Origin of the sequence: Pseudoflavonifractor sp. 60 (assembly GCF_009911645.1) — a bacterium.
Lineage (GTDB): Bacteria > Bacillota > Clostridia > Oscillospirales > Oscillospiraceae > Lawsonibacter.
Genome location: NZ_QWKI01000130.1, coordinates 1 through 25,964, shown reverse-complemented (window position 1 = coordinate 25,964; position 25,964 = coordinate 1). Strand labels below are relative to the sequence as shown.

Sequence of the window (25,964 nt, the reverse complement as noted above, 5' to 3'; positions counted from 1 at the left end):
GCTTCGATCAAAGCAGGACAGCTCTTACAAAGAAAGAGCTGTCCTGCTTAATCATTCAACGATTATATTAGTTGTCCTCTAATGCCTCCAGCTTCATAATGACAGGCCGCAGTCCATCATTACAACTGCAAATGGCTACACCAGGTGTTTTGATCCAGCAGCCGTTATAAAAGCCATCGTTCCCACCGCCATGAGCCAACGCAAATACATACTGATAAATGGCCTTCCACGCTTCGTCACAAAATCCCTCCGGTTTGGCAAACTCAGTGTAGAAAACCTGCCCTTCCTTCATCATGGAACAAGGGCCAAAGCCCTCAACACTGTATTCCTTGGCTAAATCTTCGATAAAGGTCGTTCGCAGGATGGTGATTTTCACTTTTCTCATATCAAAATACTCCTACTACAATATATTTGGCCGAAGACACACATTTGGATCCTGACAAGATATAGAGATACCCGCGGAATCAACAATTCTGCGGGTATCTTTGTGTTCTCATCCTTTAACGAATCAGGCTGCCGCTTTTTATGACATGAATCGGTTTTTCATACATCACTTGAATATCAGACTCAGGATTGCCCTGGACCAGAATCAGATCCGCCAGTTTTCCTTCTTTGATGGAGCCAATCTGATCATCTTTACAAATAAGCTTTGCGGAGTTGATTGTCGCTTGCTTCAGAAGCTCAATATTGCTGCAGCCCAGTTTGTCATGCCGCATACGGAATTCAGCATAGGGATCGTGTCGATAGTCGGGAAGATGCACGTCGGTGCCCCACCCAATCAACACGTCGTGGTTTTCGTAGGCGTTGCGCAGGCATTTGCACATCTCTTGAACAATCTTTTCCATTTTAGCTACACGCGCACTCCCCATTTCTGCTTTCTGCTTTGGAGAGATATGGCCGCAGATCACTGCTAAAGTGGGGATGATACCACAGTCTTTTCGACCATCCATACGACGGAGGGTTTCCTCCCCGATGAAGGTGGCGTGTTCGATTGTACGCACACCCAGACGTACCGCCTGGTCAATCGCATGCCTTCCATGTGAGTGGATTGCGCAGTAGGTTCCCCTAAAAGTGGCTATTTCAACAGCGGCCTGAATCTCGTCATCCATCATGGTAGCGGCGCCGGGCTCTGCTGTTCCGGCAATGATAGAACCGCTACCGTATAGTTTGATAAACTCCGCCCCATGAGAGAGTTCGTTTCGGGCGGCTTTCCGGAATTCACCCGGACCGGAAACCAATTCCACACGATCTTTCCACTCGGCGGAAAAATTATCCACACACAGCGTAAGGCCGCAGGGAATGACGTTGGGGCCTTTTACTACACCCCGGCAGATGGCGTCGCGCAAAGCGATGGTGGCATAATCCAAATTGTCACCGCAGTCACGCACAGTGGTATAGCCGTGATCCAGGAGAAACTGGGCAAATTCAAGTGCGTCAAAGGACCGGCGGCAGGAGGAGTGGAAGCAGTGCAGGGTCTGCATCTTTGTTGTTCCGGTGAGATGTACATGGGCGTCAATTAATCCTGGCAGGATGGTCATTCCGTTAGCGTCCAATTCTTCGGTTACGCCTTGAACCTGGGACCCTGCAGGGAGGATCGCCTTGATCCGATTTCCATCCAGAAGAATATCGCCTTGGGTCAACTCTGTGCCTTCGGTCAACTCAGATACAAATCTGCAGTTTTTGATTAGAAACATAGATAAGCCTCCTTTTTATCTGAATTTTGAGTTTCTGTATCGGCGCGCTCGCTCTTAGAGGCCGGTCCAGCCGATAGACTGCAAAATCGTCAGAGTGACTATGGAGAGAACGGCTTGGCAGAGCAGCATGGGGATCGCCCATTTGACATATCTGCTGTACTCCGTCTTACCGGCGCTCAGCGCGGCCAGCGTCGATCCCACAGGATACAGGGCGTTGGAGAAGCCGTCGCCAAACTGGAAGGCCTGCACCGCCACCTGACGGGTGATGCCGCACAGATCGGCGATCGGGACCATCAGAGGCATAACCGCAGTCGCCTGGCCCGACCCGGAGGGAATGAAGAAGTTGATAATCGTGTTGACAACGAACATAAAATTGGCGGCCATCACGGCACTCATCTTGCTCATGGGGATGGACAGCCAATTGACGATGGTGTTGAGAATATTGCCATTTGTCAGAATGATAGAAATGCCGTTGGCAAAGCCCACAATGAAAGCAGCAGACGCCATTTTAGCGCATCCGGAGATGAAAGCCTTAAAGGTCCCATCCAGCCCCATGCCGCTGATCAGTCCCACGAACAGGGCGAGAACAAAGAATGTCGTGCTCATCTCGTCCTGGCCCCAGCCAAACTTGATGGTGCCAATCATGACGGCGATGATTGCGACCACCAGGGCAAGCATGCTCACCGTGTGCTGCCATGTCATGCCAGACTCTGTGCCGTTGCCAAAATTGCTCTTTATGCCCATGTACTCGGAGCGCTCCATTCCGACCTCGTAATTCAAGCTGCGGGTCGGGTCTTTTTCTATCAAATTTATATAGCGGGCGATGAAGTAGTAGGTAATGAGGAAGTTGATGATATGTAAAAGGACACGCACACCAAAGCCGGAGAACATGGGAAGTTCAGCGATGGTCTGCGCGATGCCGATGGTGTGAGGGGTCGCCCATCCCACGCTGGTGCCGCAGTAGGAGGCCATACCTACCATAAGGAAGCCGGTAAAGGCGTCGTAGCCCAGACTCTGGGCAATCAGTACGCCCACGGGGATCATGGCAAGCGTGGAGTTCACGAACACACCGGCGGCGGCGCCGATAGAGACAAAGATGAAGACCATCATAATCAGGATCTTGCCGTTCACCCGCTTATTGCTGGAGACCTTGCCGAAGGCCGCCGAAATGGCGCCGCTCTGCTGAAGCACTTCCATCGCGGCGCCGCAGAACATCACCATAAACATCAGTTTCGCCGCTTGATAACAGCCTTGCACCACAGCCATCAGCATGGCCCAGGGACCCTGGGGCGTGGCGGCCACTGCGTGGTAGGTGCCGGCAATGACCCTGGTCACATTGCCGACCTTCTCCGTGTCATACTCACCGGCTGGAATGATCCAGGTCATAATTGCCGCTAATATCATCATAATAAACAGCACGGTATAGGTGTAGGGTATTTTAAACTGTTTTTTCTCTTTCATATTTGATCCGCCTCTTTCTACATTTGTAATAACGCTGTGTCTTTTAACTTTATATCGCTCCTTTCGTCATGATTTTTTTTTATGATATCATAAGTAAAATTAAATAGGTTCCCTTCAATTTGATATTCCCCCATATGTATTTCATATTGGAACAAAAGTGGATACCATAAGACGTAACCGAAGTTGCCGCTGGCGCATTTGGCCTCAGAATCCAGAGGGTTGCGGGCTCACAAACAAAAATCCTCAGATCTCCTTTGAAATCTGAGGATTTTTTGTTCATTTGGGAAAACGGCATATTTTACGGTCATTTCCGCCGCATAGTTTGATTTGTACAAGAATTTGAACCAGATACCATCCAGCGGAATGCAGGATGTCCATCAGAAAATTTCGGCCTGTCAGTTGCAAGTTTTAAAATAACAACAGTCTAAAGCAGTGATTGTTCCCTCAAATCATTTGCGGTAAATTTGTTAATGGCGTCCAGTTCCTTGCGCAGCAGGGTCAAGTAATCTTGTGCCAATTCACTTAACATCCGCTTTTTCTTTGTCACATAAATCACTTCGGCTGCAATTCCGGGGATAAGAATACGCGCACCTTCAAAGTCTGATTCGTCTCGTTCTGAATAGCATACCCCGATCGACCAGGCTAGGGTTGAGCACACAATCCGCCTTTTATACTCCCGGTCTGTCAGGATAATTTGATTTGTAGAGTCCGAAACAAACCACCCGAAAATATCGTTGAGAATATAGCGCAAGGAGTTATCAGAGTCCTCAGTATTGATGTAAGGATAATTCATCAGAGAAGCATAATCTATCACTTTGGTCTGCTGAAAATTTTGAAAAATCGGATGTTGCCGTGACAGTCGGATATACAATCCGAGTTTTCCTAGTCTGTGCGCATACAGATTTTGGGACTTTAGCTTTTGCATAAAGGCATCTGAAAACGTTGAATTAGCGGTTAATATACCGATTTCACAGTCAGATTGCGCAACCATAGAGCAGACCTCGCTGGGACACCCGCCAAGCAGTTTGAGATTATTGGCACCATGCTTGATACATAATTTTGAAAATGCCTCCAGGCAAAATGACATATTTTCTGTGGCAATAGAAACACGATCTGATATTTCTTTCCCCTTTTTAATAGAGCGCATTTGGTCGGTAAGTTCATGAATAGACATAGCAATATTCAACATAGCCTGTCCCTGATCCGTCAAACGGACGCCCTGTGCCGTCCGCTCAAAAATCACAAAACCCAATTCCTGCTCTAACGCTTTTAATTCATTGCTGATATGGGATTGAGAGGTGAACAAATTTTTTGCCGCACCTGAAATAGAGTTGGCCCGATTAATTTCTATCACATACTGTATTTGTTGGAGTTTCATATGCTGCCGCCTCCCTTTGTTCCAATATGAAATAAATATAGGGGAATATCAAATTGAAGGGAACCTGTTTGATTTCACTTATGATATCATAAAAACATCCAAAAGTATACGCAAAATTTATAAAGGAGGCATCATATGTTAACACGCGAAAGGATACATGAAACCGTGGAGATGTATCGCCAGGAAGCCATTGACTGCCTGGTAGAACTTGTTCAAACGCCCAGCACGACTGGGGATGAAGTGGCGATCAGCAAGGTTTTTTGCAAGTGGCTCGAAAAAGCCGGACTTGAGCCCAAGGTGGTCGGGTGCGCCCCAGAGCATCCAAACGTCATTGCTGAATGGAGCGGTACTCAGCCAGGAAAGAAATTCCAGTTCAACGGGCATATGGATGCCTACCCCCCCTGTGACGGCGACTTCGGACTGTATGGTCCCTACTCCGGAAAGGTAGCCGATGGTTACATCTATGGGCGCGGCGCCTCGGATATGAAAGGCGGAGATGCGGCGGCTCTGATGGCTGTGACCTTTCTGAAGCGGGCAGGCTTCGACCCCAAGGGCAGCATCGAGGTGAGCTATATGTGCGATGAAGAAAACGGCAGCACCTATGGCGTGAAGTGGCTTTTGGAAAACGGCTATCTCAAAGGTGATTTTGGAATCTGCATGGAACCGACCCATGGGCAGCTGCTGATCGGGCAATCCGGTATTTACCGCATTACAGTTACCTATACTGGGACTCCTGCTTCCACGTACCGTCCCCACCCGACTATGGATTCCTTGGAGAAAGCTCACCTGGCCTTGTCGGAAATCTACAAGCTGTCCCATGAAATTGAGTCCAGAAAAGTTCCTTATTACGGGTCCCCCTCCCTGGAGGTCTCCACCTTCCATTCCGGAAAGGCGTTCAATACATTTTCCACGGTCAGCACATTCTCCATTGACCGGCGTATGGTCCCGGGAGAGACAATGGAGTCCTGTGAGGCAGAAATCCGCGCAGTTCTTGATAAACTGAAGAATCAATATCCAGAAATGGACTATGAACTCAAACAATTCTCGGACCGCCCTGCTATGGAGATTTCGGAAGATGATTCCTTTATCCAGACAGTCCGGCAGGCAATGGAGGAGGTTACTGGAAAGCCAGTGGAGCTCTATCGCCGTCACGGCGGCTCGGATGGTGCCAATATCAACGCAGCCTATGGAACGCCCTTCCCCAATATTGGTGCAGCAGACGATCTCAATGAACCGGCAAAGGCCGATGAGAAGATTCCAATTGAGGATTATCTCCGTTCCATTGAATACTATATGCTTTCAGTCGTAAGAATGCTTGGATGAGTCAGCAGGTGATTTATACTCTGATGTACTGTGAACACAACAGCTAAGTGAACAAAGTCTTTGTTAGGTTTACCCTTTTCAGCATCCTGTATTTTTCATTCAAAATCGTCGCCATTTCCCCTTAATAAAGAAGAGTAAATGGGGGAGTATATGTGCTTCTATTTTTCCTCTGTTTTGATTCAGGGGCATGAATCAAAATATTTGGGCCTCTCCTCTAAAAAATAAGGTGCAAACGGTACAGTCGTTTGCACCTTATTTTTTATCGACTTCGTTCTTTGCTGTTCGACATCGTTTTTTGTCGAACGGTGAAGAAGGGAGCCGATTTTTTTCGCTCCACTGCCGTTCTCCTCCGCTTCTGGAATTTTTATTTACAAAATTTCAGAAGAATGGAGGACCCGGTATGGGTTTTTATTATGCCACGGAGAGGAAACGCTTTGAGCGGGAGTGGGACAAGCTCCGGAAGGACTATGAGGCGGCGGGTATGTCCCAAGAAGCGATCCAACTCCTTTATGAGTTTGACCTGGAATGCTTCCGCTCTCAGCGTACTTACGAAATCCACACACAGGCTTTACCTAGCGAGTACATCAATGGCGAGAAAATAGAGAACTCTGTCCTGCTTCGCAAATTTGCAAGTAGCACGATTTCTTTTGATGAGGCAGATTTTTCTGGCCGGTATGCCTGGGTGGATACTATTGAGAACCAGCGGCTGGTGTGTGCGTTGCGGCAGCTCTCCATCGAAGACTTGGAACTGCTGACATTCCTTGTTATAGAGGAGCACACACAGCGGGAACTGGCAGAAAAATTGGGATGTACCCAAGAAGCTGTATCCAAGCGTTTTATAAGAATTAAAAAGTTTTTGAAATAAGGGTTGTAAAACTGGCCTCCTCGCTGCCTACACAGTGAGGGGGCAATTTTAGTTCCTCTCGTGCAGCTTGAAAATTGAATATCCGGCGACTGAATAACGTCAGTGGACGAGCCTATGAAAAGGGAAAAGCGATTCGGACGATGCGCCAAGACCACCTGTAAAAATGACAGATTGCAGTGAATTCTGGAAGTTTTTATAAAAGACGGCCAAATAAGGTGCCCAGCGTATTTCATCGCTCCAAAAGCAGCCTTGGCAAGCTGCCTCGCAATGACCTCGTTCACCTATAATGGTACCCCTGCCCAGCCACAGCCCTGCGATGCAGGATCACGCAATGGGGGCAGCTCGGAGAGATCCTCGGAGGGGTGAGAGACCCGGAGTGTGCGCCAGCACAGTTCAGTTTTGCCGCCCACGGCCTGGGAAGTAGTGTCGAATAGGGCCAACAGCAAATTTCAAAAACAGCGGGGCCGCTCCCGCAAAGGGTTTATCAATACTTTTACACCTATGTGGAGCGGCTCCGCTTCTTTTACGAGGAGATTCATCATGACAGAGAAAAACGCAAACATTGATTTCTGCGGTATCCGCAACCTGCTCCGTCTGCTGGAGGACCAGGGATTCAGCAAAACTGAGCTGAAGAAGATCGCTGCCAGAATTGCTGGAGAAATCGGAGCGGATATCATTTTTTGTTGAGTTTCACGACTCGAATTTAATAGCTTTTACAGATGGGTTATGGTATTGTATGTTGCTGACAGGAGGAGGTGCGGCACATGTATGGAGGACAGCAGACCAGTGGAAATCTGGCGTTGGCCCCCAAGAAAGTCATCGTCATTGAGGCCGCCCAGAGGCCGGAAGCGCAAAAGCTCCGTGTGGCCGCCTATTGTCGGGTCAGCTCCGATTCCAGCGACCAGCTCAACTCCTTTATGGCCCAGCTGAACCGCTACACCACCCTGATCAGCGGCAAGGAGAACTGGACCCTGGTAGATCTGTATGCGGATGAGGGCATCTCGGGCACCTCAGCAGAGAAACGCCCAGACTTCCAACGGCTCATTTCAGACTGCCGCAGGGGCAAGATCGACAAGGTGCTGGTCAAATCCATCTCCCGCTTCGCCCGCAATGCCAAGGATTGCCTGGAGACCATCCGGGAGTTGAAGACCATCGGCGTGGGAGTACATTTCGAGGAACAGAATATTGATACTTCCAACATGACAGGAGAACTTCTCACTGCTGTCTTCGCCGCAATCGCACAGAAGGAGAGCGAGAGCCTCTCTGCTAAGATGCGCTGGAGCTATCAGTATCGGATGGAAAGTGGAACATATCTCCCATCCTCCATGCCCTTCGGCTATATTATCCGCAACAAGAAAATCGAAATCGATGAAAGCCGTGCTGAGATCGTCCGTCAGATATTTCAGGACTATCTGGCAGGACAAAGCATAGATGAGATTGCGGAGAGGCTCAATCGAGAGCAGGTACCAGTGAAAATCGGCTGGGAGAGCAGGAAATGGACTCACAGCGCCATATCCTATATCCTGTCCAATGAGCGGTATATTGGCGATTCCCTATGGCAGAAGACATATACGCCCGATATCCTGTCGGCCCATCATGTCAGAAACCACGGAGAGCGGAAGCAGTACTATGCGGAGGGAACTCATCCAGCCATCATTACACAGGAAACCTTCCAGGCGGTGCAAAGGCTGAAAAATCAGCGCAGAGAAAAGAGAATTTCCGAATCCCGCAGTCAAGACACACCTCTGCGGAAGAAGATGTTCTGCGCTGTCTGTGGGACCATGTTCAAGCGGAGAATGTGGGGAGGCCAAGTCTACTGGGTCTGCCGCACACATTTCCACAACAAAGAGGACTGCCCTGTCACACAAATTGCGGAAAATGATATCCAAGCCGCGTTCCTCCGTGTGTATCACAAACTCCGGCTCCATGGGGAGCCAATCCTCAAACAGATGATATTCAACCTCCAGACCATCAGGGAGCGCCGGATGCTTTGGAGCCTGGACATCATTGAGCTGAACAAAAGAATATCCGATATCATGGATCAGGAGCAGATGCTGACCACCTTGAACAAGTGTGGCTGTGTCGATCCTGATATTTATATATCCCAGAGCAACGAACTTGCCCAACAGCTCCGTGCGGCTAAGCAGGAGAAAGAGCGGCTCCTCGGTTCTGAATGTGATGATACCATCCCCAAAACCCAGGAACTGCTGGAGACGCTGGAAACCATGCCGGACTTCCTCCCAGCATTCGATGGTGATATATTCCGCGACCTGGTGGAGCATGTCATTGCCGAGAGCAGTACAGTCCTGCGCTTCCGGCTGGTCAACGGGCTGGAGCTGACGGAATCCCTTGGACGGAAGGAGTGACTTACACATGAAAATACGCAAACTGCCATTCGGGTACTGCATTCGGAACGGAGTGATCTGCGTTGACAAACGGAGCGCAGATACAGTCCGCATGATCTTCGACGGCTATATCCAGATGGCCTCATACGAAAAAGTGGCGGACATGCTGGTACACCAGGGGTTGCCATACATCCCCGAAAAGTGGTGGAACAAAAATATTGTAGCCCGTATTCTAAAGGAGCGACGCTATATGGGCGATGAGGAGTATCCTGCTATCATCACGCAGAACACCTTCCATTGTGCGGAAGCAGCGAACACCTGGTCCTGCGACTCACCAGAGCGGATGAAAATCACCAAGGAACTGCGCTCCCTGGTACGGTGTCCGTCCTGTGGAGGCACTATGACGAGAAATTATCGAGCGAACTGGCGGTGTCCGAACTGTATGAATACCTCGGTGAAGGTGACGGACGAAAACCTGATGAAAAGCCTCACGAAATTGCTTGCACAGTCAAAAAAGCTGGCTCCTGACTTCGAAATTCCTGCCATTGTCCCAGACAACGGTCCGGTCCAAGACTTGGAAAGAGCACTGGAACAGGAATTGAATCAAAACGAATTGGATGAAGTCGCCGCCAAACAAAAAGTGATCGACCTGGCAGCAACTCAATTCAATGCCCTCAGTTCCGCCGACTATGAGACATTACGGCTGAAATATATGTTGTCTAACAAAGAGCAGGACGGTGATTTAGACACCGGCCTGCTCTTTGATATTACCTCCGCAATTCTGATCTACCCCAGCGGAGCAATCAGTTTGAAGCTGAAGAACGGACAAATTATAGGAAGGAGTTGAACCAGATGACGGAAACCGCCCCAAGAGTGATCGTCATCCCAGCAAAACCGGAGCTGATCCAGGCCAAAGCCGTCCAGCGCCAGCTTCGCGTGGCTGCCTACTGTCGGGTCTCCACCGACAGCGAGGAACAGCTCACCAGCTATGAGGCCCAAAAGAACTACTACACCGACAAGATCATGACCAACCCCGACTGGACCATGGCGGGCATCTATGCTGATGAGGGGATCACCGGAACTTCGGCCCGAAAGCGCCCGGAGTTTTTGAAGATGATCCGCAAGTGCCGTCAGAAGAAGATTGACCTAGTGCTGGTCAAATCCATCTCCCGCTTCGCCCGGAACACGGTGGACTGCCTCAACTATATGCGAGTGCTCAAAAGTCTCGGGATCGCCATCATTTTCGAGGAGCAGAACATCAATACCTTGGAGACGGACAGCGAGATGCTTATCACCATGATGGGAGCCTTCGCCCAGGCGGAGAGCGAGTCCCTCTCAGGCAATGTCCAGTGGGGCAAGCGTCAGGCCATGCGGGAGGGCAAGGTCCACTACCAGTACCGGTGGCTGTACGCCTATGAGAAGGGGGAGGACGGCAAGCCCAAAATCATCCCGGAACAGGCGGAAGTGGTGAAGAGAATCTATGACAGCTACCTGGCCGGACACAGCCTGCGCATGATCAAGGAGGCGCTGGAGCGGGACAACATCCGTACCGTAGATGGCGGTTCTCAGTGGTCTATTGCTGTCATCCGTGGTATACTGAAGAACGAGAAATACTGCGGGGACGCCCTGATGCAGAAGACTTTTACGCAGGACTGCATCAGCAAGAAGCAGATCCGCAATGTGGGCCAGCTCCCTATGTACTACGCACCAGACAGCCATGAGGGCATCGTCAGCCGTGATACCTACAACGCGGTCCAGGCGGAAATGGCCAGACGGAACGCCCGGAAGGCCCCCAGCCGCAACAAGGCTCCGACTGGCCGGGCCTGCTACAGCGCCAAGTACGCCCTCACGGAACGGCTGGTGTGCGGCGAGTGCGGCACCCTATATCGCAGGTGCGTCTGGAGTAAGCGGGGAACCAAGCGCGTCGTGTGGCGCTGCGCCAGCCGAGTAGACTACGGAACGACATACTGCCGTAATTCTCCCACACTGGACGAGAAGCCACTGCAAGAGGCCATCCTTGCCGCAGTCAATTCAGCCATGAGTCAGAAAGAGACTCTGATCAGCCGGATCACTAGTGCCATGCAAATGGAGTTGGCTCCTGTTTCCGGCAAGACCATGAGTGCGGCGGATATCGACCGGCGGCTCTCAGAACTGAACGAAGAATTTCAGAAACTGTTTGCGGAATCCAGAGGTGAGGGCGGATATCTGAAGCATGCGGACAAATTCAAGCGAATTGCGGATGATATGGCTGTGCTGAAGGAAAAGAAAGCCGCTCTGCTGGAACAGCAGAACAGCAGCTCCGCAGTCAACCGGAGAATTCAGGACGCAGTCAACATTCTAAGTTCCGGTTCCGCCGAGATCACCGAGTGGGACGAGAGCATGATCCGCCAGCTGGTGGATACGGTGAAGGTGCTGTCAGCAGAACGGATCAAGGTATATCTCCATGGCGGTATAGAGATTGAGCAAACGATTAGAGGGGGGCGGTAACATGATCTGGGTAACAGGCGACTGCCACGGAAATTTCCAACGCTTCAAAAAGGAGTTTTTCCCAGAGCAGGCTGGAATGACTAGAGACGATTACATCATCATCTGCGGCGATTTCGGTGGCCTATGGGCTGGTACACCAGAGGAGGAACACTGGCTCAACTGGCTGGAGCGGAAACCCTTCACCACCTTGTGGGTGGATGGAAACCATGAGAATTTTGACCGGCTGAACAGCCTCCCGGTCCACGACTGGCACGGCGGCAAGGTCCACTGCATCCGGCCCCATGTGCTCCATTTGATGCGGGGTCAGTGCTATGATATAGATGGATACACCTTCTTCACCATGGGCGGAGCCAGCAGCCATGATATCCAGGATGGCATCCTTGATCCGGCAGCCCCCAATTTTGAGGAGAAATACTGGTTCAAGCGACGGACGCGGCAGCACTTCCGGGTGAAAGGCGTCTCCTGGTGGCCGGAGGAACTGCCCTCCGATGAGGAGTACCTCACAGCACTGGAGACCCTGGAGCGTATCGGCTGGAAGGTGGACTATGTGATCACACACTGTGCTCCTACCAGCGTCGCTCAAACCATAGACCAGGACTATGAGTCGGACTCCCTGACGGATTTCCTAGAGATGGTCAATCAGCGGCTGGACTTCCATTACTGGCTGTGCGGCCACTATCACGACAACCGAAAGCTCACAGAAAAGCATATCCTGCTGTGGGAGCAGATCGTGCAGATAATTTGAATATTCAGAGTAAAGAAAAGTGCGGTGTCTGCCGCATTTTTCTTTGCTTTGAATGATGCAATTCCCGTTTTGCTATTTCAAAATCCTGCAACACCTGCTACAATAACTGTTATACGCATAGTGGATGGAGTGAGCCTGATGCAGACACTGCTCTCTGGGCCATATACAATTGAATTGTTTTCGGAAAGCGATAGTCAAGGCATCATATATGCGGTAATGGACCGGCAAAACGTGGAAGATACCTGGCAGCTGCTGAACGGACACAGAATGGCACTGGCCGCGATCTCCGGTGTGGATTGGAACCGGGAGTTGTCCCCATGGAACGCACCCAGGGCATTTCGGGGTGGAGAAGACTTTGGCGGCGAGGGGCCGGACCTGTTGGATACGCTGATTCATCAGATCATCCCACTCACCGAGGAGCACTTGGGCTATGTGCCAAAATTTCGCGGTATTGCAGGGTATTCGCTGGCTGGCCTGTTTGCGTTGTGGTCCGTTTATCAAACGGATATCTTCGACCGGGCCGCCTCCATTTCTGGTTCGCTGTGGTTCGATGGATTTTTAGAGTTTATGAAAGCCAATACGCCAAAGGTGGAATTTGTCTATCTTTCTTTAGGAGATAAAGAGAAAGAGACAAAAAACTGCCGCTTGGCGGCGGTAGAGGACTGCACCAGCCGGGCAGCGGAGCTGTTGAGGACGCATAACATTTCGGTGGTATTTGAGATGAACCAAGGCGGACATTTTCAAGATATTTCAGCTCGGATTGCTCGCGGAATCAGGGCGCTTGAGGGGAGTATGGAGCTATGAGCAATGATAAAGTGTTCCAGATGGAGTTTGGAAAAGTCTATGGCCTTTTGCTGAACAAAGCGGCCAGGAAGGGACGGACAAAAGCTGAGGTCGACCAGGTGATCTGCTGGCTGACGGGATACAGTGCGGCGGAGTTGGAAGAATCCTGTTCCAATGCTGTCTGCTATGGAGACTTTTTCTGCAATGCTCCCAAGCCCAATCCCAATCGGACGCTGATCAAGGGTGTCGTGTGCGGAGTTCGGGTGGAAGAAGTTGAGGACCCACTCATGCGGGAGATTCGTTATCTGGACAAGCTGATTGATGAGCTGGCAAAGGGAAAGCCAATGGAAAAAATCCTTCGGACGCAGGAAGAAACGGCTATGTGGATATGCCCTAAGTGCGGACGTTCCTTTCAAAAGGCAAAGCAGAACCACTACTGTGGGACCGCACCGGCGACAATCGAGGAGTATATCCTGAGTCAGCCGGAGGAGATACAGCCCTATCTGCGTCAGATAAATGAAGCGATCAGGGCCAGTATTCCGGAGGCGAAGGAGAAAATCTCTTGGAGCATGCCGACTTACTGGAAGGGCCACAACCTGATTCAGTTTGCGGCTGCGAAGAAGCACATCGGTCTGTACCCCGGTCCGGAAGCTGTGGAGGCGTTTGCCGGACGGTTAGCAGGGTATAAAACCAGCAAGGGCACAATTCAGCTCCCATATAATAAACCAATTCCTCTGGAGCTGATCGCAGAGATTGCAAAGTGGTGTGAAGCAAAAGCAAAGCAGTAAATGAAACTACCATTCTAAATAAATTGGGGAGATAACCTATGACATTATCACAGTATGTTTTGGATACTATTTCTACAATTAAACACTTGGGATATGATAGTAGGCATCGGGTTACTGCAATATTAAAAGATGCCAGTCTAAAGGCCGAAAAAGAAGACGATGCACAGATTCTCTCAGTTTTAAGTGGTGTATTGTCAATGGCCTATAGTGAGTCCGAAAAAAACTACTCACCAATGCTTACATTAAGCAATGGGAATCGGACATTTTCGATGGATGATATTCAAGCAAGCGATATAGAAACGATTGAACCAGTGGCCAATGAAGTGAGTTCAATATGGATACAAGCGCAACTGTTTGATATTTTATGGATTCTATCTAAAAATTATCAGTATGGTCGGTATTCAGTATCAGCATATCTAAAGTGGTTTGAACAGGCGTTTAATCCTAATGAATGGGTTGAATGTCATCAGACTATCTGTCGTGCATTGGATATTAGCAAACAGCTTGGAAAAACCAGCCAAGAATATAAGCAAGTTCGAAAAATGATAGACGATGCAATTCATAAAATGGATGGTACTGATCCGCTATTCTTATCAATAAACCTTATTCAACTTGTCTATCCGGACGCTTCAAATGAATGCGTGGAAAAATATCTGCAAGTCATAAATAAAATTGTGCATCAACGTATTACTGAAGGAAATGAAAATATTTCTCTAGTGGAAGAAACTTTTTCAGTCCAAAGGGGTTTGCTAAAGCGATTGAAGCGCAATGCTGGTATCGATGAGAGCAATCTTGCCCAAGGAGATTATTATGAGAAATATGCAGATAGATTGTTGGAACGTAACGATGAACTTCGAGCTATTGTGTTGCTTAAAAAAGCCTGTTCAATATATGCAAAAGTGGATCGTAAAAAACTTTTAGTTGTTCGAGCCCAAATAAAGGCATTACAACAGAGCACAATTGGAAATATGAAGTCAATTCCGATTGAATATGATGTGAATCCTTTGCACGAGTATATATCACAATTATTTTCGGGATTATCACTCCAAGAGACAATAGTACAACTTGGCCGCCTTGTACAATTCTGTGAAGTAGAAGAAACTGCACGGAAAGTAATAGAGGAGCAACATGAATTTATTTTCAAATCCATGTTTTCAAATGCCATCCTAAACAAACATGGACAAATTACCGAAATAATTCCACCGTTAGATGTAGAAAATCCTAGAGAAAATCCGGATTTGTTTCACAAACATATGGTTCACTTTGTTTCTGAAAGAAGACATTTAGGAGAATCAATTGCTTTAAAATTTGCATACAAATTCCTTCGAGATGCCGGGCCATTCTCCAGTACAGATTTGGATTTTTTGGTCTGTGATAATCCCATTATCCCTGATGGGCGAGAAGAAATTATAAAAACCGGATTGTATTTGGGGCTGTCGGGTGAGTTATATTCAGCAATGCATATTTTACTGCCGCAAATGGAACATACAATCAGAAATTTGGTCGATTTATGTGGTGATACAATTACATTTTTGAAGGATGATGGAACAGAAGAGTATAAGCCACTGTCACAGCTTTTTAGGTCAGATAAGTTGCATGAATGTTATAATGATGATATTATTTTTACATTTCAAAGCATTATGGATGAGCGTGCGGGAGAGAATCTTCGAAATCTAAATGCGCATGGACTTCTAGATCCCAATATTGGGAACAGTGAAAGCGCATTCTATTTTTTGTGTTTGGTTATTAAATTTCTTTCTCTGTATAGTCCTGACACACACCCAATATTAGAAAGACTTTCGAATCAAGAGTTTATGAATGACCACAAATCAAATGTTTAGGAAATCTGAACGAACACTGTTTTATAAATTATATTCCTATTGTAATAGAAAGGAGGAAATCCTGTGAACATCAGAAAAACAATTGATTACAGCACAATGTTCAAAGCACTGGACAAGCTCATAGCTGCTGATATGCTGCAAATGGAACTGTACTTCAAAATTGGCCAGGTGGTCAGCGGCAGGCCGGAGAAAGGCGCGGCCGTCATGGCTGCAGAGTATCTGCATAATACTTACCCTGATGCTTCTGGGTTTTCTCCCCGGAATCTACGTCGGATGCGGGAGTTTTACCGTACCTATGAAGCCGTTCCCGATGTGCTGGCTGAAGCTATGACCATCGGCTGGACGCAAAATGTGATTATTCTGGAGGCAGCCCTGACGCTCCAGGAAAAGTCTTGGTATATCCAGGCGGTGAAACAGTTTGGCTGGTCCAAGCTGATGCTGCTGGAGAAAATCAGGGCTGGCGCTCATGCGGAACTTCCTCTCGACATCCAGAATGAGGTGTGTTATACTGAGAAAAACAGCGCCGAAATGGAGCACAAGAGCAATGACAAGGATACTTTTTATCTGCCATGGGAACATTTGTCGAAGCCCGATGGCCGAGTTCGTAATGAAGGATCTGGTAAAAAAAGCGGGATTGGAGAGCCAGTTCCATATCGAGTCTGCAGCCACCAGCACAGAGGAGATCGGCAACCCGGTCTATCCTCCGGCCCGCCGCAAGCTAGCCGAACACGGTATCGACTGTACCGGCAAAACAGCCTGCCAGCTGAAGAACCGCGATTACGACCAGTACGACCTCCTGATTGGGATGGACCAGGAAAATATGCGGAATATGTACCAGATATGCGGCGGAGATTTCGATGGCAAGCTACATCTGCTGATGGAGTTTGCTGGCCGTCCCGATGCAGAGGTGGCTGACCCCTGGTATACAGGTGACTTCGAGGCCACCTGGCAGGATGTACTGGCCGGGTGTATAGGAGATTGCTGGATTATTTACAGACACAGGGGGTGTAGTTATGACATTTCCAAAGTCTAGGGTTCTTTCTGCAAAACGTTTATCCCAGTTAATGAAAGAGTCAACTGGAAATGGAGCAAGATTCTGCTTCATCTTAGGTTCTGGTGCGTCAGTAGAATCCGGTATTCCTAGTGGTAATGTGCTTGAAATGCAGTGGATGGATTGTTTGATGGGTGTGAAGGAAGACCGTGGAATGCCCACAATGGACGCTGAAGAGACACGAAGAATTGCCAATGAGCTGTGCGCTGAAAAGGCAATTGCGCATAAATTTGAAGAAATTGAAGACGCATGGCGATATGCAAAAGAAAATGGCACAAGTATACCAAGTAAGTACTATTTTGATATCTATAAGTTGCGTTTCTATACCAATCCCCGCAATGGGTATAGCTATCTGGAAAAAATCATGGAACCTTGTACCCCGAGTCTTGGTTATCATACATTGGCAAAGCTATTGACAGAGAATAATCTTAACAATTTGGTAATTACTACAAATTTTGTCAGCCTGGTAGAAGATGCACTTTTTTTATACACAGATAAGAAACCACTTGTCGTTGGACATGAATCTTTGGCGGATTACATGGATGCAAATATTCAGCGTCCAATTGTAGCGAAAGTACATCGTGGTTTGATGTATGCACCATTTAACAGTCCTGAAACAACCCAAGAATTAAAAACAGAGTGGCAAAAAGCACTAAGCTATGCGCTGAACACCTATACCCCTATCGTGATCGGTTATGCCGGTGGTGACCACAGCCTGATGTCCTTTTTGGAGGATGATGCTACAACCATACAAAATAGCATTTATTGGTGCTACCGAGGAAAAATCGATTTCTCTAGTTTGCCAGAAGAAAATATCCAGAAGTTTGTGGCAAAACGAAATGGATACTTTGTTGCTATTGATGGCTTCGATGCGTTAATGGTAGAGATTGGAAAAACTATGTATGGAGATGCTATCCGGCCAGGGATTACTGCAGAACACCTTAAAGAGAAACATGATAGGCGTGTCCAGCGATATAATGAACAATGGGAAAAATTGAATGAGAAACCAGAAATTCAAGAAACACTGCTGGAGATGAATGTGGCAGAACGACGTGAAGAAGAGCAACGTGAAAAAATGCAGGAACTTACTGCTTGGGATTATATTCGCCGAGGTATTCGTGCTAATACTGAAGGCCGTAAAGAGGATGCCCTCAAAGAGTGTACAAAAGCAATTGCGATAGATCCCCAAAGTGCAGCTGCTTACAATACTCGGGGCATTGTATATGACGATTTAGGCCAATACGAAGAAGCTATTAGAGATTATAATAAGTCAATAGAGTTGGATTCTAGTTATGCAGAGACTTATAATAACCGGGGTGTTACATATAAAAACTTAGGACAGTATAGAAGAGCTATCGGAGATTACAATAAAGCTATTGAGTTGGACCCCAGTTATGCAGTTGCTTATAACAACCGAGGTGTTGTATATAAAGAAATGAAATTGACTCAAAAAGCCTTTGAAGATTATAATAAGGCAATCGAATTAAATCCCCAATATGCGACGGCTTATAAGAATCGCGGCGATATATATGCTAAGTTAAAAAGGTACGAAAAAGCTATCGAAGATTACACCCAGTCAATCCAATTGAATCCCAAAAACAAACAAGCCTATCTAAATCGAGCATACGCATATTTGGCAATTGGAAGAGAAGAACTTGCAGAGGCGGATAAAAAAATCGCAGAAGACTTGTGAATTGCCTAAATGAATTTGTTTTTCGAACAGTTTTAGAAAAGAACAGGACTTGTTATATTTTGGATAGCTTGCAATGTGGAGCTTTTCACTTTTTATATCTGCCACTGGCTTCTAAAACAAATAAGTTGAAAATTTTTATTTGGGGCAAGAATTTAAGCAGTATTTCCTATAAAACAAGTGTTATAGGCATTCTCAAATGCCCATGGAATCTGATGGAGAGACCTCATTGTAGAACTGAATATTATATTTGGTGAAAATCCGATGAAAGCTGGTATCAAAATGAGAAAAATTCGTACAACAAAGAAGTGGATGAAAGCTACAATATTTCTGCCACTGCTTCTCTGTTTTGCAATTATTTTGGGATTATGCTTTGACTTTATACGATTTAATAGCGTGCAAGAAATATCCAGTGGACTAGATAATGCCAACGAACTAAATTATGCCAATGTTCTTATGAGTAATGTGCACACCCATGAATCTCTTACATTGTCTTTGATTGGTATTGCGATAGCTGTATGGATTGGCTTAAATATTTATAATGTCCTCTCAAAAGAAGAGTTGCGGGTTATATTAGATCGTGCACAGGAAATAACAGAAGTAACTGAACAGATGTATACGGAAATTCTTAAATCCAAGTTTCGTATATTATCTTCAAGCACAGCCTCTGAATATTTTGCCACACAATTGGGCTATATCAATCGTTTGCCAATGGAACTTTCGGAAAAAATTTTTGAATTGGAAGATATATTTCAAGTTTCTTACCATTTGTATGGAGATGAGTCATATACAGATATTAATTTAAAGGGGGCGGATTTTGCAAAAAATTTGAAAGAATTGACCGAAGAATATAAAAACGCAAAAAAATTAAGTTATGATCAATATCACTTTTTAATGGGATATACTTCTTGGCGGTGGGGGGACTTTTTGCACTATAAGGCACGATATGACAAAAAAAATAAGCCGGAAGAATACTGCCAAACCGCTAAATCTGCCATCGAACAATATATTCAAGCGGGAAAGTGGCTATTCCATATTCAAAAAGCGGATGATTTTTCGGATGCTGCTTCCTACAGTCCAGAAAATCAAAAGTTTTTGGCCTATTTAGCCAATGATATTGCATCGACCTATGTTGATATTATACAGAATTTTTCTAAAGAAGAATTAAAAGACGTGACAACTATGGCTGAAGCAGCTATCAATTATTCCACAGAACTGCCAAATAAGGTACGAGAAAAGTTCTACCGGAATCTAGGAAGTGCCTATGAAAAAAGCGGAAATATGTCTGATGCACTCGAACAATACAAAAGGGCCTATCAAATTGCTCCGAGTAACTGGCGATGTGCCTATTGTATAGCCTCATGGTATAGGAAACAAGCGTTAATCGTTTTTTATAAGCAGATTGACACACAAAATTATGAAAGGCAAAATTTTTACAATGTTGAAGATAATAAAATTGAGCAATTAACCGGCAAAGAGTGGACAGAATTGATATGGCGACTTGAAAAAGCGGTATACTGGTATTCAGATAAACAAGTTAATCACTATGGTCAAGCAGATGTCTATTTAGTTGAGATTAATGATTTTCTGTATAGGTTAACAAGAGATGAAGTGTATATGAGAAAAAGTGAAGAAGCATGGAAATACATGGGCTTTGTTCGGGAAATTACTCAAATCTAACGTTGATTGAATCCCGATAAAAAACTTTGCGGGATTACGTAAGATATGCAACCTTCTATCCAAGATACGGTGTAATTATTCAAAATAGTGAATTGGCGGGGGCATTTTGGACACTTCCTTTTGGAAAGTCCAAAATGTTCTCGCTGGGCATATATTTTCTGCCCTGTGGTTGTGGCATCGAAAGTGTTCGGCACTTCCAGAAAAAGAGGTCAAAAAAGATTTTTGGTGAAAAAAGCGAGAATTTTCAAGGCCTCGGAGGCCCTTGGATGATGAAGATCCAAGGGCCTCAAAATTTAGATTTTTCCCTGCTTTTTATTCACTCAGGTACGACTTAAACCCGCGACACACAATTGAAAAAGGGCGCTAAACCTTTGATATGCCTGTTTTGAGCGTCGGTCCGTCAGTTCCAAAGGAATGACAGGCCGGCGCTTTTTTGCTTTTCCAAGAAAATGCCAGGAGCTGCAGCTGCCTCTTAAGGAGCGGACGGCAGAAATGCGATATCCCCAGCGCCTGTTTTTGAAACAGGGGAAATGAAAAAGGGCTCTGGATTTTTTAGGCCGAAAAGTTGAAATTATATGAAAGTTACGAGGAGGATCAAAATGGACACAGAAGAAAGAAACAGGTATTTCAAAGAGCTGACCCTCAGTCTCCGGCGGGAGGACGCGGCAGACGGCCACAGAAGCGCCGCGTTGGACCAAGTGATCTCCATCGCCAAAACCACTGCCGAGTATATGAGTCAGATGGAGTCGGCGCCCCAATTGACAGCCAGCGGCCTGACGGGAGACTACAGGCTGCTGGCTGATTTCAACAGCGTGGTCCTGGCGGGCCACCCCACCCAGTATGGTGTCCAGTTTATCACCTGGGAGCGAGTACAGGAACGTACTGGACTCAACCAGGGAGATTACCACGGTCCCCTCGGCGGTGTGGACTGCTACGCCACTGCCAAGCAGGACTTCGTCACTCGATCCGGTCTCGTTTCCCGCAGTGCCCTTTTTACTCCGGATCAGTTGGCTGAGATGTACCGCTGTATCTGTGATACTCTGGCGAGCAACTATCCTATCACGGACGAGCGGCAGAAGTGCTTGGAGTCCACAGCAGAACAAATCGAAACTGCCGTTCCCGATCTGGTCAAGTGGGTGGCAATCTCTACTGATAGAGAACTGAAGTTCGCGGACAAGATGTTCGCCAAAAACAACGGAATACAGTTCAGCTAAAAATCAATCATTGTTTCATTTTAGGCCGTTCCCCTTGAAAAAGGGCAGCGCCTTTTTTCTTTTTGTCCTTTTTTGAGGGATCGCAAATAATTACGAGGAGGACAAAAAGAACATGGCAAGATATTTCATGGGTGACACTCGGCACCCCATGCGAGCCCAGCGGAGCGGGTCGCATGGGGAAAGGAGGAGCAGCGCAGTGAGTGAGCCCTGCCGCTTGCGGCGGGGCGAGGGATACGAAGCTTGCGACGACGCGATGATGGATCCGTCCAGGACGCCACCCATCCGTACCAAAACCAAGAGGAACAGGCCCCAGAAGAAGCTGCCCTGTGACCGGCCCGCCAAGCCGCGGCCCCGTGAATGGGAGATCAAGGGGGACAACGTATGAGTTATATGATCCAAGCGGTACTGCGCAACACCCAGCGTCCGGAATGCGGCCAGATCACCATCCCCTTTCCCATTCCCGTTGACCAGTACGACCAGGCCATTGAGATGCTCCAGGGAATCGACTTGGGCTTTTCCCGAGATCGGGACTGCAAGGTGGACGAGATCGACAGCTGGTACCGTGTGCTGGATGCCCTCAAAGGCGCAATGGTGAACGTGGATCAGCTGGACTACCTGGCGAAACGGCTGGACAGCTTCTGCCCCGGCGAGGTCAGCCAGTTTGAGGCTATGGCCCACAAGCTGGAGTTAGTTGACATCAAGGACTTCATCAACTTGACATTCGCCTGCCAGCAGGCCACGGTCATCACCGATTTTTCGGATTTAGATGCCGTTGGCCGCACCCATTATTTGAACATGCGCGGTGGCTGTTGTGCCACTGACGAGCTTGCCAATCTGGATGGCACCGAAACCGCTTTACTGCTGATCGATGGCGGCGGCGGAGCGATAACCCCTTACGGCGTGGTCTACGACAACGGTATGGTCCTGGACCAGCAGTACAATGGACATCAGTTCCCGGCGTATGACTATGAAGGATCTCTCATAGCATTGGAGGTCACACCGAAGCAGGGGCTGACAGAAGGGAAAAATCCGGAATACCTGTACCTCCCCGCCGCAGAGCACCAGATCGAGCGCACCCTGCTCCGTATCGGCGTTACTGCATTGTACGATGCCCAGGTGCGGCTCGACTTCGATGAGCTGCCGGAAAAAGTTGCGGAAGCCCTGGAGTTGGAATCCCTAAGCGGCGGTGATCTCCCAGCCCTGAACCAGATGTGCCGGGCTATTGACTCTCTGAAAGAAGCGGAGCAGAGGAAACTGAACGCAGTAGCTTGTATGGCGGAGCCGGGGGACACGATGGCGATCCAGCAGTTGGCAGAAAATCTGGATCAGTTCAACTTTATTCCCAATATCCAGACCCCAGAGGAATATGGCAGATACATGATCCAGGAGTCCGGCCACTTCGACTATGACGAAAATTTGGAAGACTTCTACGACTACCACCGCTACGGTGAGCAGCGCATCTAACAGGAGGGCGGACAGTTCAACGAGTGCGGCTATGTGACATACCTGGGTGCGATCCCGTTAGAGGAACTGATGCGGGATATCCCACCGGAGCAGTGCCAAGGGCCGCAGATGGGAGGTATGGCATAATGTTTCTTTACTTGGAGTGCCGGAATTACGGTATTACGCTCGACCTTCCTGCCACCTCTAATGATGCGGCCAGCACCATCCTCGATCTGACAGCAGGATTTGAGAACGAGCCTGTTCAAATCAAAATCAGCGGTGTGAACGGCCCTATCCCCAACCTCTACCCGTATATCCAGCACGCTGATCTGGAGCACGAAGCTGACCTCCAGAAGCTGAACGCACTTGACGAGCGGATCAGCAGCATGACGCCAGAGGAGCAGCGCCTTTTTTCCGGGGCGCTGGAACTGGAATACACTGGCGATCTGGACGACGCAGTACGCATTGCGGGCAGTCTGGAGCGTTATGAGATATTTCCCAAGATCAAGACGGACGCAGACCTGGGCCGCTTTCTTGTGGACACTGCGTTTATGACTGGAAAGTTCTCATTCCCCGAGGAGGCAAAGCCCTATCTGGACTATGCCAAGATCGGCGCAGAGCAGCGAGACACACTTGATGGAGTGTACACGCCTCATGGTATGGTGCGCCGCCGGGAAGAAGTCCCTGTGCAGGCGGAAACACCGAGGGCGATGCTCCTGGCACTTACGGCTTCGGGGCAGAGCTATCCCCTTGCACTCCCCGCCTCAGAAAAGCAGCTGGATCACGCAAAAAGAACCCTGGGGATCGAGGATCTCTCTCAGGCGGCGATCTCCAACGTGGAGTATGTGGCGCCCTATTTGAACCGGCTGATCCCCACGGACTGCGTCAGCGTAGAGAACGCCAATGAGATGGCCCACTGTCTCCAGCGAATCAAGACAGACGGCGAGATGCTGAAATACTGTGCCACACTGGAAGTGGAGGAGCCCTCCACCTTTACGGAGGCTTTGGATATGGCCATAGACATTGACGACTATGAGCTGATCTCCGACAACGAGCGGGAGTATGGCCGTGAGGCTCTGAGCCGCCTTGGGGCTGACGATGAACTGCTGGATACCATTGATGGCTACACAGATTTTGACCAGTTAGGCAGAGATACAATGGAGGAGAACGGCGTCCGTCAGACAGGATACGGTCTGGTGCGCCGCCTGAGCAAACCCTTTCCTGGACCCAAGTTTGGGCAAACCATGATGTAAAACTTCTGCTGGACTTCCAGATAAAATTGTGGTATTTGTATTTGCTGCCAAATAAAAAGAAAATGAGGTGATCTCATTGCTGATCAACATCTACAAGGATAAACTGCTGGGTGCCCGCCTGTTTGGTGCCTCGGTGCTGTACAGCGCCCAGCCCATCCCTCAGGAGGATGTTCCCCAAGGCTGGTACTGCTACGACCTGCAGGGCACCGCCCGCCGTCCGGACGAGCCCCACACCCTGGTGGATCGTGCGGAGGAGAACCACGCGGGCTCTATCCTCTCCCGCCTGCCGCTGAAAAACGGACGCTCCCAGTACAGGCTGGTCAAGAATATGTTTCAGATGACCGGGACCAATTCCACTTTGTCTGAGTTCTGTGCTGCGGAAAATGTCCACTGCCCCGAAGTCCCTCTCTGGTATCAGATGTGCCCCGCTTCCCCCGAGGAGGCGGGGCTTTTCTATGCCCAGACGCCGGAGAGAGACGAGGAACTGGGGGCCATCGGCCATGTCCGCATCGACTTTGGGAGCGGCGGGACAGGCTTCTATCATACCTGGTGGCCCAGAGGCCCCGAGGAATCGAACACGCAGGAATTTCGGGACGAGCTGGACAAAGTGGTGAACGACCTGCGTAAAGGGATCCTGAAGGATCTCCCCTCCATGTGCCGGTACTGCTGTGGCAGCGAGGGAGCTATTGAGGGCGGCTCCTGCTGTCAGAACTACGGCTTCACGCTGGAAACGGAGCGATACATCTACCGCCTGCGGTGCAATCCGATAGAAGGCGATTATCAGGCGTATATCTCCTGCTTTGTCCGTCAGGAGCAGGAGCTGGGACTGACGGAGCTGGGCAGGCAGAGGCTTAAGGATACAGCAGATCCCAGATTCCCCCACAGCTACAACTGGTATGTGATGGAATCCTGCAGCACAGCGTATGCAGCGTTTACCGACGGATTATCCCTGGAAAATGCCATCCAGCGTTACGCCGCCAGTGAGAACGACGACAAGCGCCTGGGCGTCACCAAGGATGACATTGCTGCTGTGGATCTGGTGATCTGCTGGGAAGGCCGGGAGTGGCTGTCCCATGATCGCCTGAAAATGGAGGAATTCAAGGATGACCCAGTGATTGCGGAGGCCGCTGACAAGCTCCAGCAGATGCTGGACGAAAGCCAGGCTGTTGGACGGGTGACCTTCGCCAGCGGTGAGTGTTGGAACTATATCGACACGCAGAAGTACCTCCAGGCCGTCCGGGAGGAGCTGCCCTTCCAGGTGCAAATGGTCGCCCATCTGCCGCATCACATAACATTTGGTATGCCCGAAGGACTTTCTTTTTGTAACTTTGCCGACGCGCTAAAATAGTTTGGTCTGTAATACCATAGTGTTCGTGCAGGCACTGTGCCAAAGTCTCATGCGAAAAATGCTGCTCGCCAAGTGATTCCGAAAATGAAGAAAATACTCTGAAAATATAGTGATATTGAGATATCGCATTTTCGGACTGTCCCCGTTCAGCAAGCTTTTGTTCCAGTTCTAAAATCACCTCTGGTATCAATCTGGCCTTGTCCATCTGATCCCTCCTACAAAAATATTGGGGTTCCCCACAAGTATCTTAGCAGAAATAAGGTGTTTTTATATGTTTCTTTACGCTTTAAATAGGAATTATGCAAAGTGTTTGGCGGAGAAGTGCTGGATTGGCAATACTTCTCCGCTTTCACTTTACATTAACAAACACTTGGCATTACCTTTCCTGGCCTCCCCGCATTGTGCTAAAAAAATTTATAAAATTTTTCGCATTTCTCTTGACAAACGGCGAAAAAATTCATTTTGATTAAGAATCCGCCCCATAGTTCAGTTTGTATCATTCCCAGTTTCCGCTTGTCTACTCCACAGGGAGCACACAAAACAAAGCCGCCCTCAATTTGTAAAAGTGTACTTTT

General features: G+C 48.3%; 22 protein-coding genes and 2 pseudogenes. 20 read left to right on the top strand and 4 right to left on the bottom strand.

Annotation, left to right across the window (positions count from 1 at the left end):
• Positions 1-67: 67 nt before the first annotated feature.
• The 4 genes from D1646_RS14180 to D1646_RS14165 form a co-directional block, all read right to left on the bottom strand.
• Positions 68-385, bottom strand: a complete 318-nt coding sequence (locus D1646_RS14180; protein ID WP_160637087.1) for a TIGR04076 family protein — start codon at positions 383-385, stop codon at positions 68-70.
• A 115-nt stretch (positions 386-500) separates the two neighbouring features.
• The gene (locus D1646_RS14175; RefSeq protein ID WP_160637086.1) at positions 501-1,694 is read right to left on the bottom strand and encodes an amidohydrolase family protein; all 1,194 of its coding nucleotides are present in this window, start codon (positions 1,692-1,694) and stop codon (positions 501-503) included.
• 54 nt (positions 1,695-1,748) lie between these two features.
• Positions 1,749-3,155: a YfcC family protein gene (locus D1646_RS14170; RefSeq protein ID WP_160637085.1), complete on the bottom strand. Its 1,407-nt coding sequence runs from the start codon at positions 3,153-3,155 to the stop codon at positions 1,749-1,751.
• Positions 3,156-3,579: 424 nt separating this feature from the next.
• Positions 3,580-4,533, bottom strand: coding sequence for a LysR family transcriptional regulator (locus D1646_RS14165; protein WP_160637084.1), 954 nt, complete (start codon positions 4,531-4,533; stop codon positions 3,580-3,582).
• Between the two features lie 135 nt (positions 4,534-4,668).
• On the opposite strand from D1646_RS14165, the gene D1646_RS14160 reads away from it, so the two are divergent.
• The 20 genes and pseudogenes from D1646_RS14160 (at position 4,669) to D1646_RS23345 (ending at position 25,389) form a co-directional block, all read left to right on the top strand.
• A complete protein-coding gene (locus D1646_RS14160; RefSeq protein WP_160637083.1) occupies positions 4,669-5,856 on the top strand; it encodes a M20/M25/M40 family metallo-hydrolase in 1,188 nt (395 codons plus the stop codon).
• A 187-nt stretch (positions 5,857-6,043) separates the two neighbouring features.
• Positions 6,044-6,721 carry a sigma-70 family RNA polymerase sigma factor gene (locus tag D1646_RS14155; protein ID WP_160637082.1) on the top strand — a complete coding sequence of 226 codons (678 nt, stop codon included), beginning with the start codon at positions 6,044-6,046 and terminating at the stop codon, positions 6,719-6,721.
• Positions 6,722-7,261: 540 nt separating this feature from the next.
• Positions 7,262-7,408, top strand: coding sequence for a hypothetical protein (locus D1646_RS22740; protein WP_201754691.1), 147 nt, complete (start codon positions 7,262-7,264; stop codon positions 7,406-7,408).
• Positions 7,409-7,485: 77 nt separating this feature from the next.
• Positions 7,486-9,087 carry a recombinase family protein gene (locus D1646_RS14150; protein WP_160637081.1) on the top strand — a complete coding sequence of 534 codons (1,602 nt, stop codon included), beginning with the start codon at positions 7,486-7,488 and terminating at the stop codon, positions 9,085-9,087.
• Positions 9,088-9,094: 7 nt separating this feature from the next.
• Entirely contained in the window at positions 9,095-9,913 is an 819-nt protein-coding gene (locus D1646_RS14145) for a recombinase family protein (RefSeq protein WP_160637080.1), read from the top strand.
• Positions 9,914-9,918: 5 nt separating this feature from the next.
• A complete protein-coding gene (locus tag D1646_RS14140; protein ID WP_160637079.1) occupies positions 9,919-11,553 on the top strand; it encodes a recombinase family protein in 1,635 nt (544 codons plus the stop codon).
• A gap of 1 nt (position 11,554) precedes the next feature.
• Positions 11,555-12,298, top strand: a complete 744-nt coding sequence (locus D1646_RS14135) for a metallophosphoesterase (RefSeq protein ID WP_160637078.1) — start codon at positions 11,555-11,557, stop codon at positions 12,296-12,298.
• 138 nt (positions 12,299-12,436) lie between these two features.
• Entirely contained in the window at positions 12,437-13,102 is a 666-nt protein-coding gene (locus tag D1646_RS14130) for an alpha/beta hydrolase-fold protein (RefSeq protein ID WP_160637077.1), read from the top strand.
• Positions 13,099-13,443, top strand: a pseudogene (locus D1646_RS23360) (DUF2200 domain-containing protein); the annotation flags it as partial. The gene D1646_RS14130 and the pseudogene D1646_RS23360, both read left to right, overlap by 4 nt.
• An 18-nt stretch (positions 13,444-13,461) precedes the next feature.
• Entirely contained in the window at positions 13,462-13,869 is a 408-nt protein-coding gene (locus tag D1646_RS23355) for a DUF1801 domain-containing protein (protein WP_243154187.1), read from the top strand.
• A 38-nt stretch (positions 13,870-13,907) separates the two neighbouring features.
• Positions 13,908-15,710, top strand: coding sequence for a DUF4209 domain-containing protein (locus D1646_RS14120; RefSeq protein ID WP_160637075.1), 1,803 nt, complete (start codon positions 13,908-13,910; stop codon positions 15,708-15,710).
• A gap of 96 nt (positions 15,711-15,806) precedes the next feature.
• Positions 15,807-16,166 (top strand): annotated as a pseudogene (locus D1646_RS23350) (DUF1016 N-terminal domain-containing protein); the annotation flags it as partial.
• Between the two features lie 88 nt (positions 16,167-16,254).
• A complete protein-coding gene (locus D1646_RS14115) occupies positions 16,255-16,743 on the top strand; it encodes a low molecular weight protein-tyrosine-phosphatase (RefSeq protein ID WP_160637099.1) in 489 nt (162 codons plus the stop codon).
• Entirely contained in the window at positions 16,724-18,454 is a 1,731-nt protein-coding gene (locus tag D1646_RS14110; protein WP_160637074.1) for a tetratricopeptide repeat protein, read from the top strand. The genes D1646_RS14115 and D1646_RS14110 overlap by 20 nt, the downstream gene beginning before the upstream one ends.
• Before the next feature lie 261 nt (positions 18,455-18,715).
• A complete protein-coding gene (locus D1646_RS14105; protein WP_160637073.1) occupies positions 18,716-20,131 on the top strand; it encodes a tetratricopeptide repeat protein in 1,416 nt (471 codons plus the stop codon).
• A gap of 599 nt (positions 20,132-20,730) precedes the next feature.
• Positions 20,731-21,345, top strand: coding sequence for a hypothetical protein (locus tag D1646_RS14100; protein ID WP_160637072.1), 615 nt, complete (start codon positions 20,731-20,733; stop codon positions 21,343-21,345).
• 196 nt (positions 21,346-21,541) lie between these two features.
• On the top strand, positions 21,542-21,730 hold the full coding sequence (locus tag D1646_RS14095) for a hypothetical protein (protein WP_160637071.1): 189 nt from the start codon (positions 21,542-21,544) through the stop codon (positions 21,728-21,730).
• A complete protein-coding gene (locus tag D1646_RS14090) occupies positions 21,727-22,809 on the top strand; it encodes an antirestriction protein ArdA (protein WP_243154184.1) in 1,083 nt (360 codons plus the stop codon). Before D1646_RS14095 ends, D1646_RS14090 begins: the two co-directional genes overlap by 4 nt.
• 125 nt (positions 22,810-22,934) lie before the next feature.
• Entirely contained in the window at positions 22,935-24,041 is a 1,107-nt protein-coding gene (locus tag D1646_RS14085) for an antirestriction protein ArdA (RefSeq protein ID WP_160637070.1), read from the top strand.
• A 76-nt stretch (positions 24,042-24,117) separates the two neighbouring features.
• Positions 24,118-25,389: an LPD28 domain-containing protein gene (locus D1646_RS23345; RefSeq protein ID WP_243154183.1), complete on the top strand. Its 1,272-nt coding sequence runs from the start codon at positions 24,118-24,120 to the stop codon at positions 25,387-25,389.
• Positions 25,390-25,964 lie beyond the last annotated feature (575 nt).

Bases quoted from the DNA above. Each gene is read 5' to 3' on its own strand.
- D1646_RS14150 (WP_160637081.1), top strand. From the start codon at position 7,486: ATGTATGGAGGACAGCAGACCAGTGGAAATCTGGCGTTGGCCCCCAAG.
- D1646_RS14100 (WP_160637072.1), top strand. From the start codon at position 20,731: ATGGACACAGAAGAAAGAAACAGGTATTTCAAAGAGCTGACCCTCAGT.
- D1646_RS14120 (WP_160637075.1), top strand. From the start codon at position 13,908: ATGACATTATCACAGTATGTTTTGGATACTATTTCTACAATTAAACAC.
- D1646_RS14155 (WP_160637082.1), top strand. From the start codon at position 6,044: ATGAATCAAAATATTTGGGCCTCTCCTCTAAAAAATAAGGTGCAAACG.
- D1646_RS14130 (WP_160637077.1), top strand. From the start codon at position 12,437: ATGCAGACACTGCTCTCTGGGCCATATACAATTGAATTGTTTTCGGAA.
- D1646_RS14085 (WP_160637070.1), top strand. From the start codon at position 22,935: ATGTTTCTTTACTTGGAGTGCCGGAATTACGGTATTACGCTCGACCTT.
- D1646_RS14165 (WP_160637084.1), bottom strand. From the start codon at position 4,533: ATGAAACTCCAACAAATACAGTATGTGATAGAAATTAATCGGGCCAAC.
- D1646_RS14170 (WP_160637085.1), bottom strand. From the start codon at position 3,155: ATGAAAGAGAAAAAACAGTTTAAAATACCCTACACCTATACCGTGCTG.
- D1646_RS14110 (WP_160637074.1), top strand. From the start codon at position 16,724: ATGACATTTCCAAAGTCTAGGGTTCTTTCTGCAAAACGTTTATCCCAG.
- D1646_RS14135 (WP_160637078.1), top strand. From the start codon at position 11,555: ATGATCTGGGTAACAGGCGACTGCCACGGAAATTTCCAACGCTTCAAA.
- D1646_RS14175 (WP_160637086.1), bottom strand. From the start codon at position 1,694: ATGTTTCTAATCAAAAACTGCAGATTTGTATCTGAGTTGACCGAAGGC.
- D1646_RS14090 (WP_243154184.1), top strand. From the start codon at position 21,727: ATGAGTTATATGATCCAAGCGGTACTGCGCAACACCCAGCGTCCGGAA.
- D1646_RS22740 (WP_201754691.1), top strand. From the start codon at position 7,262: ATGACAGAGAAAAACGCAAACATTGATTTCTGCGGTATCCGCAACCTG.
- D1646_RS14145 (WP_160637080.1), top strand. From the start codon at position 9,095: ATGAAAATACGCAAACTGCCATTCGGGTACTGCATTCGGAACGGAGTG.
- D1646_RS23355 (WP_243154187.1), top strand. From the start codon at position 13,462: ATGTGGATATGCCCTAAGTGCGGACGTTCCTTTCAAAAGGCAAAGCAG.
- D1646_RS14180 (WP_160637087.1), bottom strand. From the start codon at position 385: ATGAGAAAAGTGAAAATCACCATCCTGCGAACGACCTTTATCGAAGAT.
- D1646_RS14140 (WP_160637079.1), top strand. From the start codon at position 9,919: ATGACGGAAACCGCCCCAAGAGTGATCGTCATCCCAGCAAAACCGGAG.
- D1646_RS14105 (WP_160637073.1), top strand. From the start codon at position 18,716: ATGAAAGCTGGTATCAAAATGAGAAAAATTCGTACAACAAAGAAGTGG.
- D1646_RS14115 (WP_160637099.1), top strand. From the start codon at position 16,255: ATGACAAGGATACTTTTTATCTGCCATGGGAACATTTGTCGAAGCCCG.
- D1646_RS14160 (WP_160637083.1), top strand. From the start codon at position 4,669: ATGTTAACACGCGAAAGGATACATGAAACCGTGGAGATGTATCGCCAG.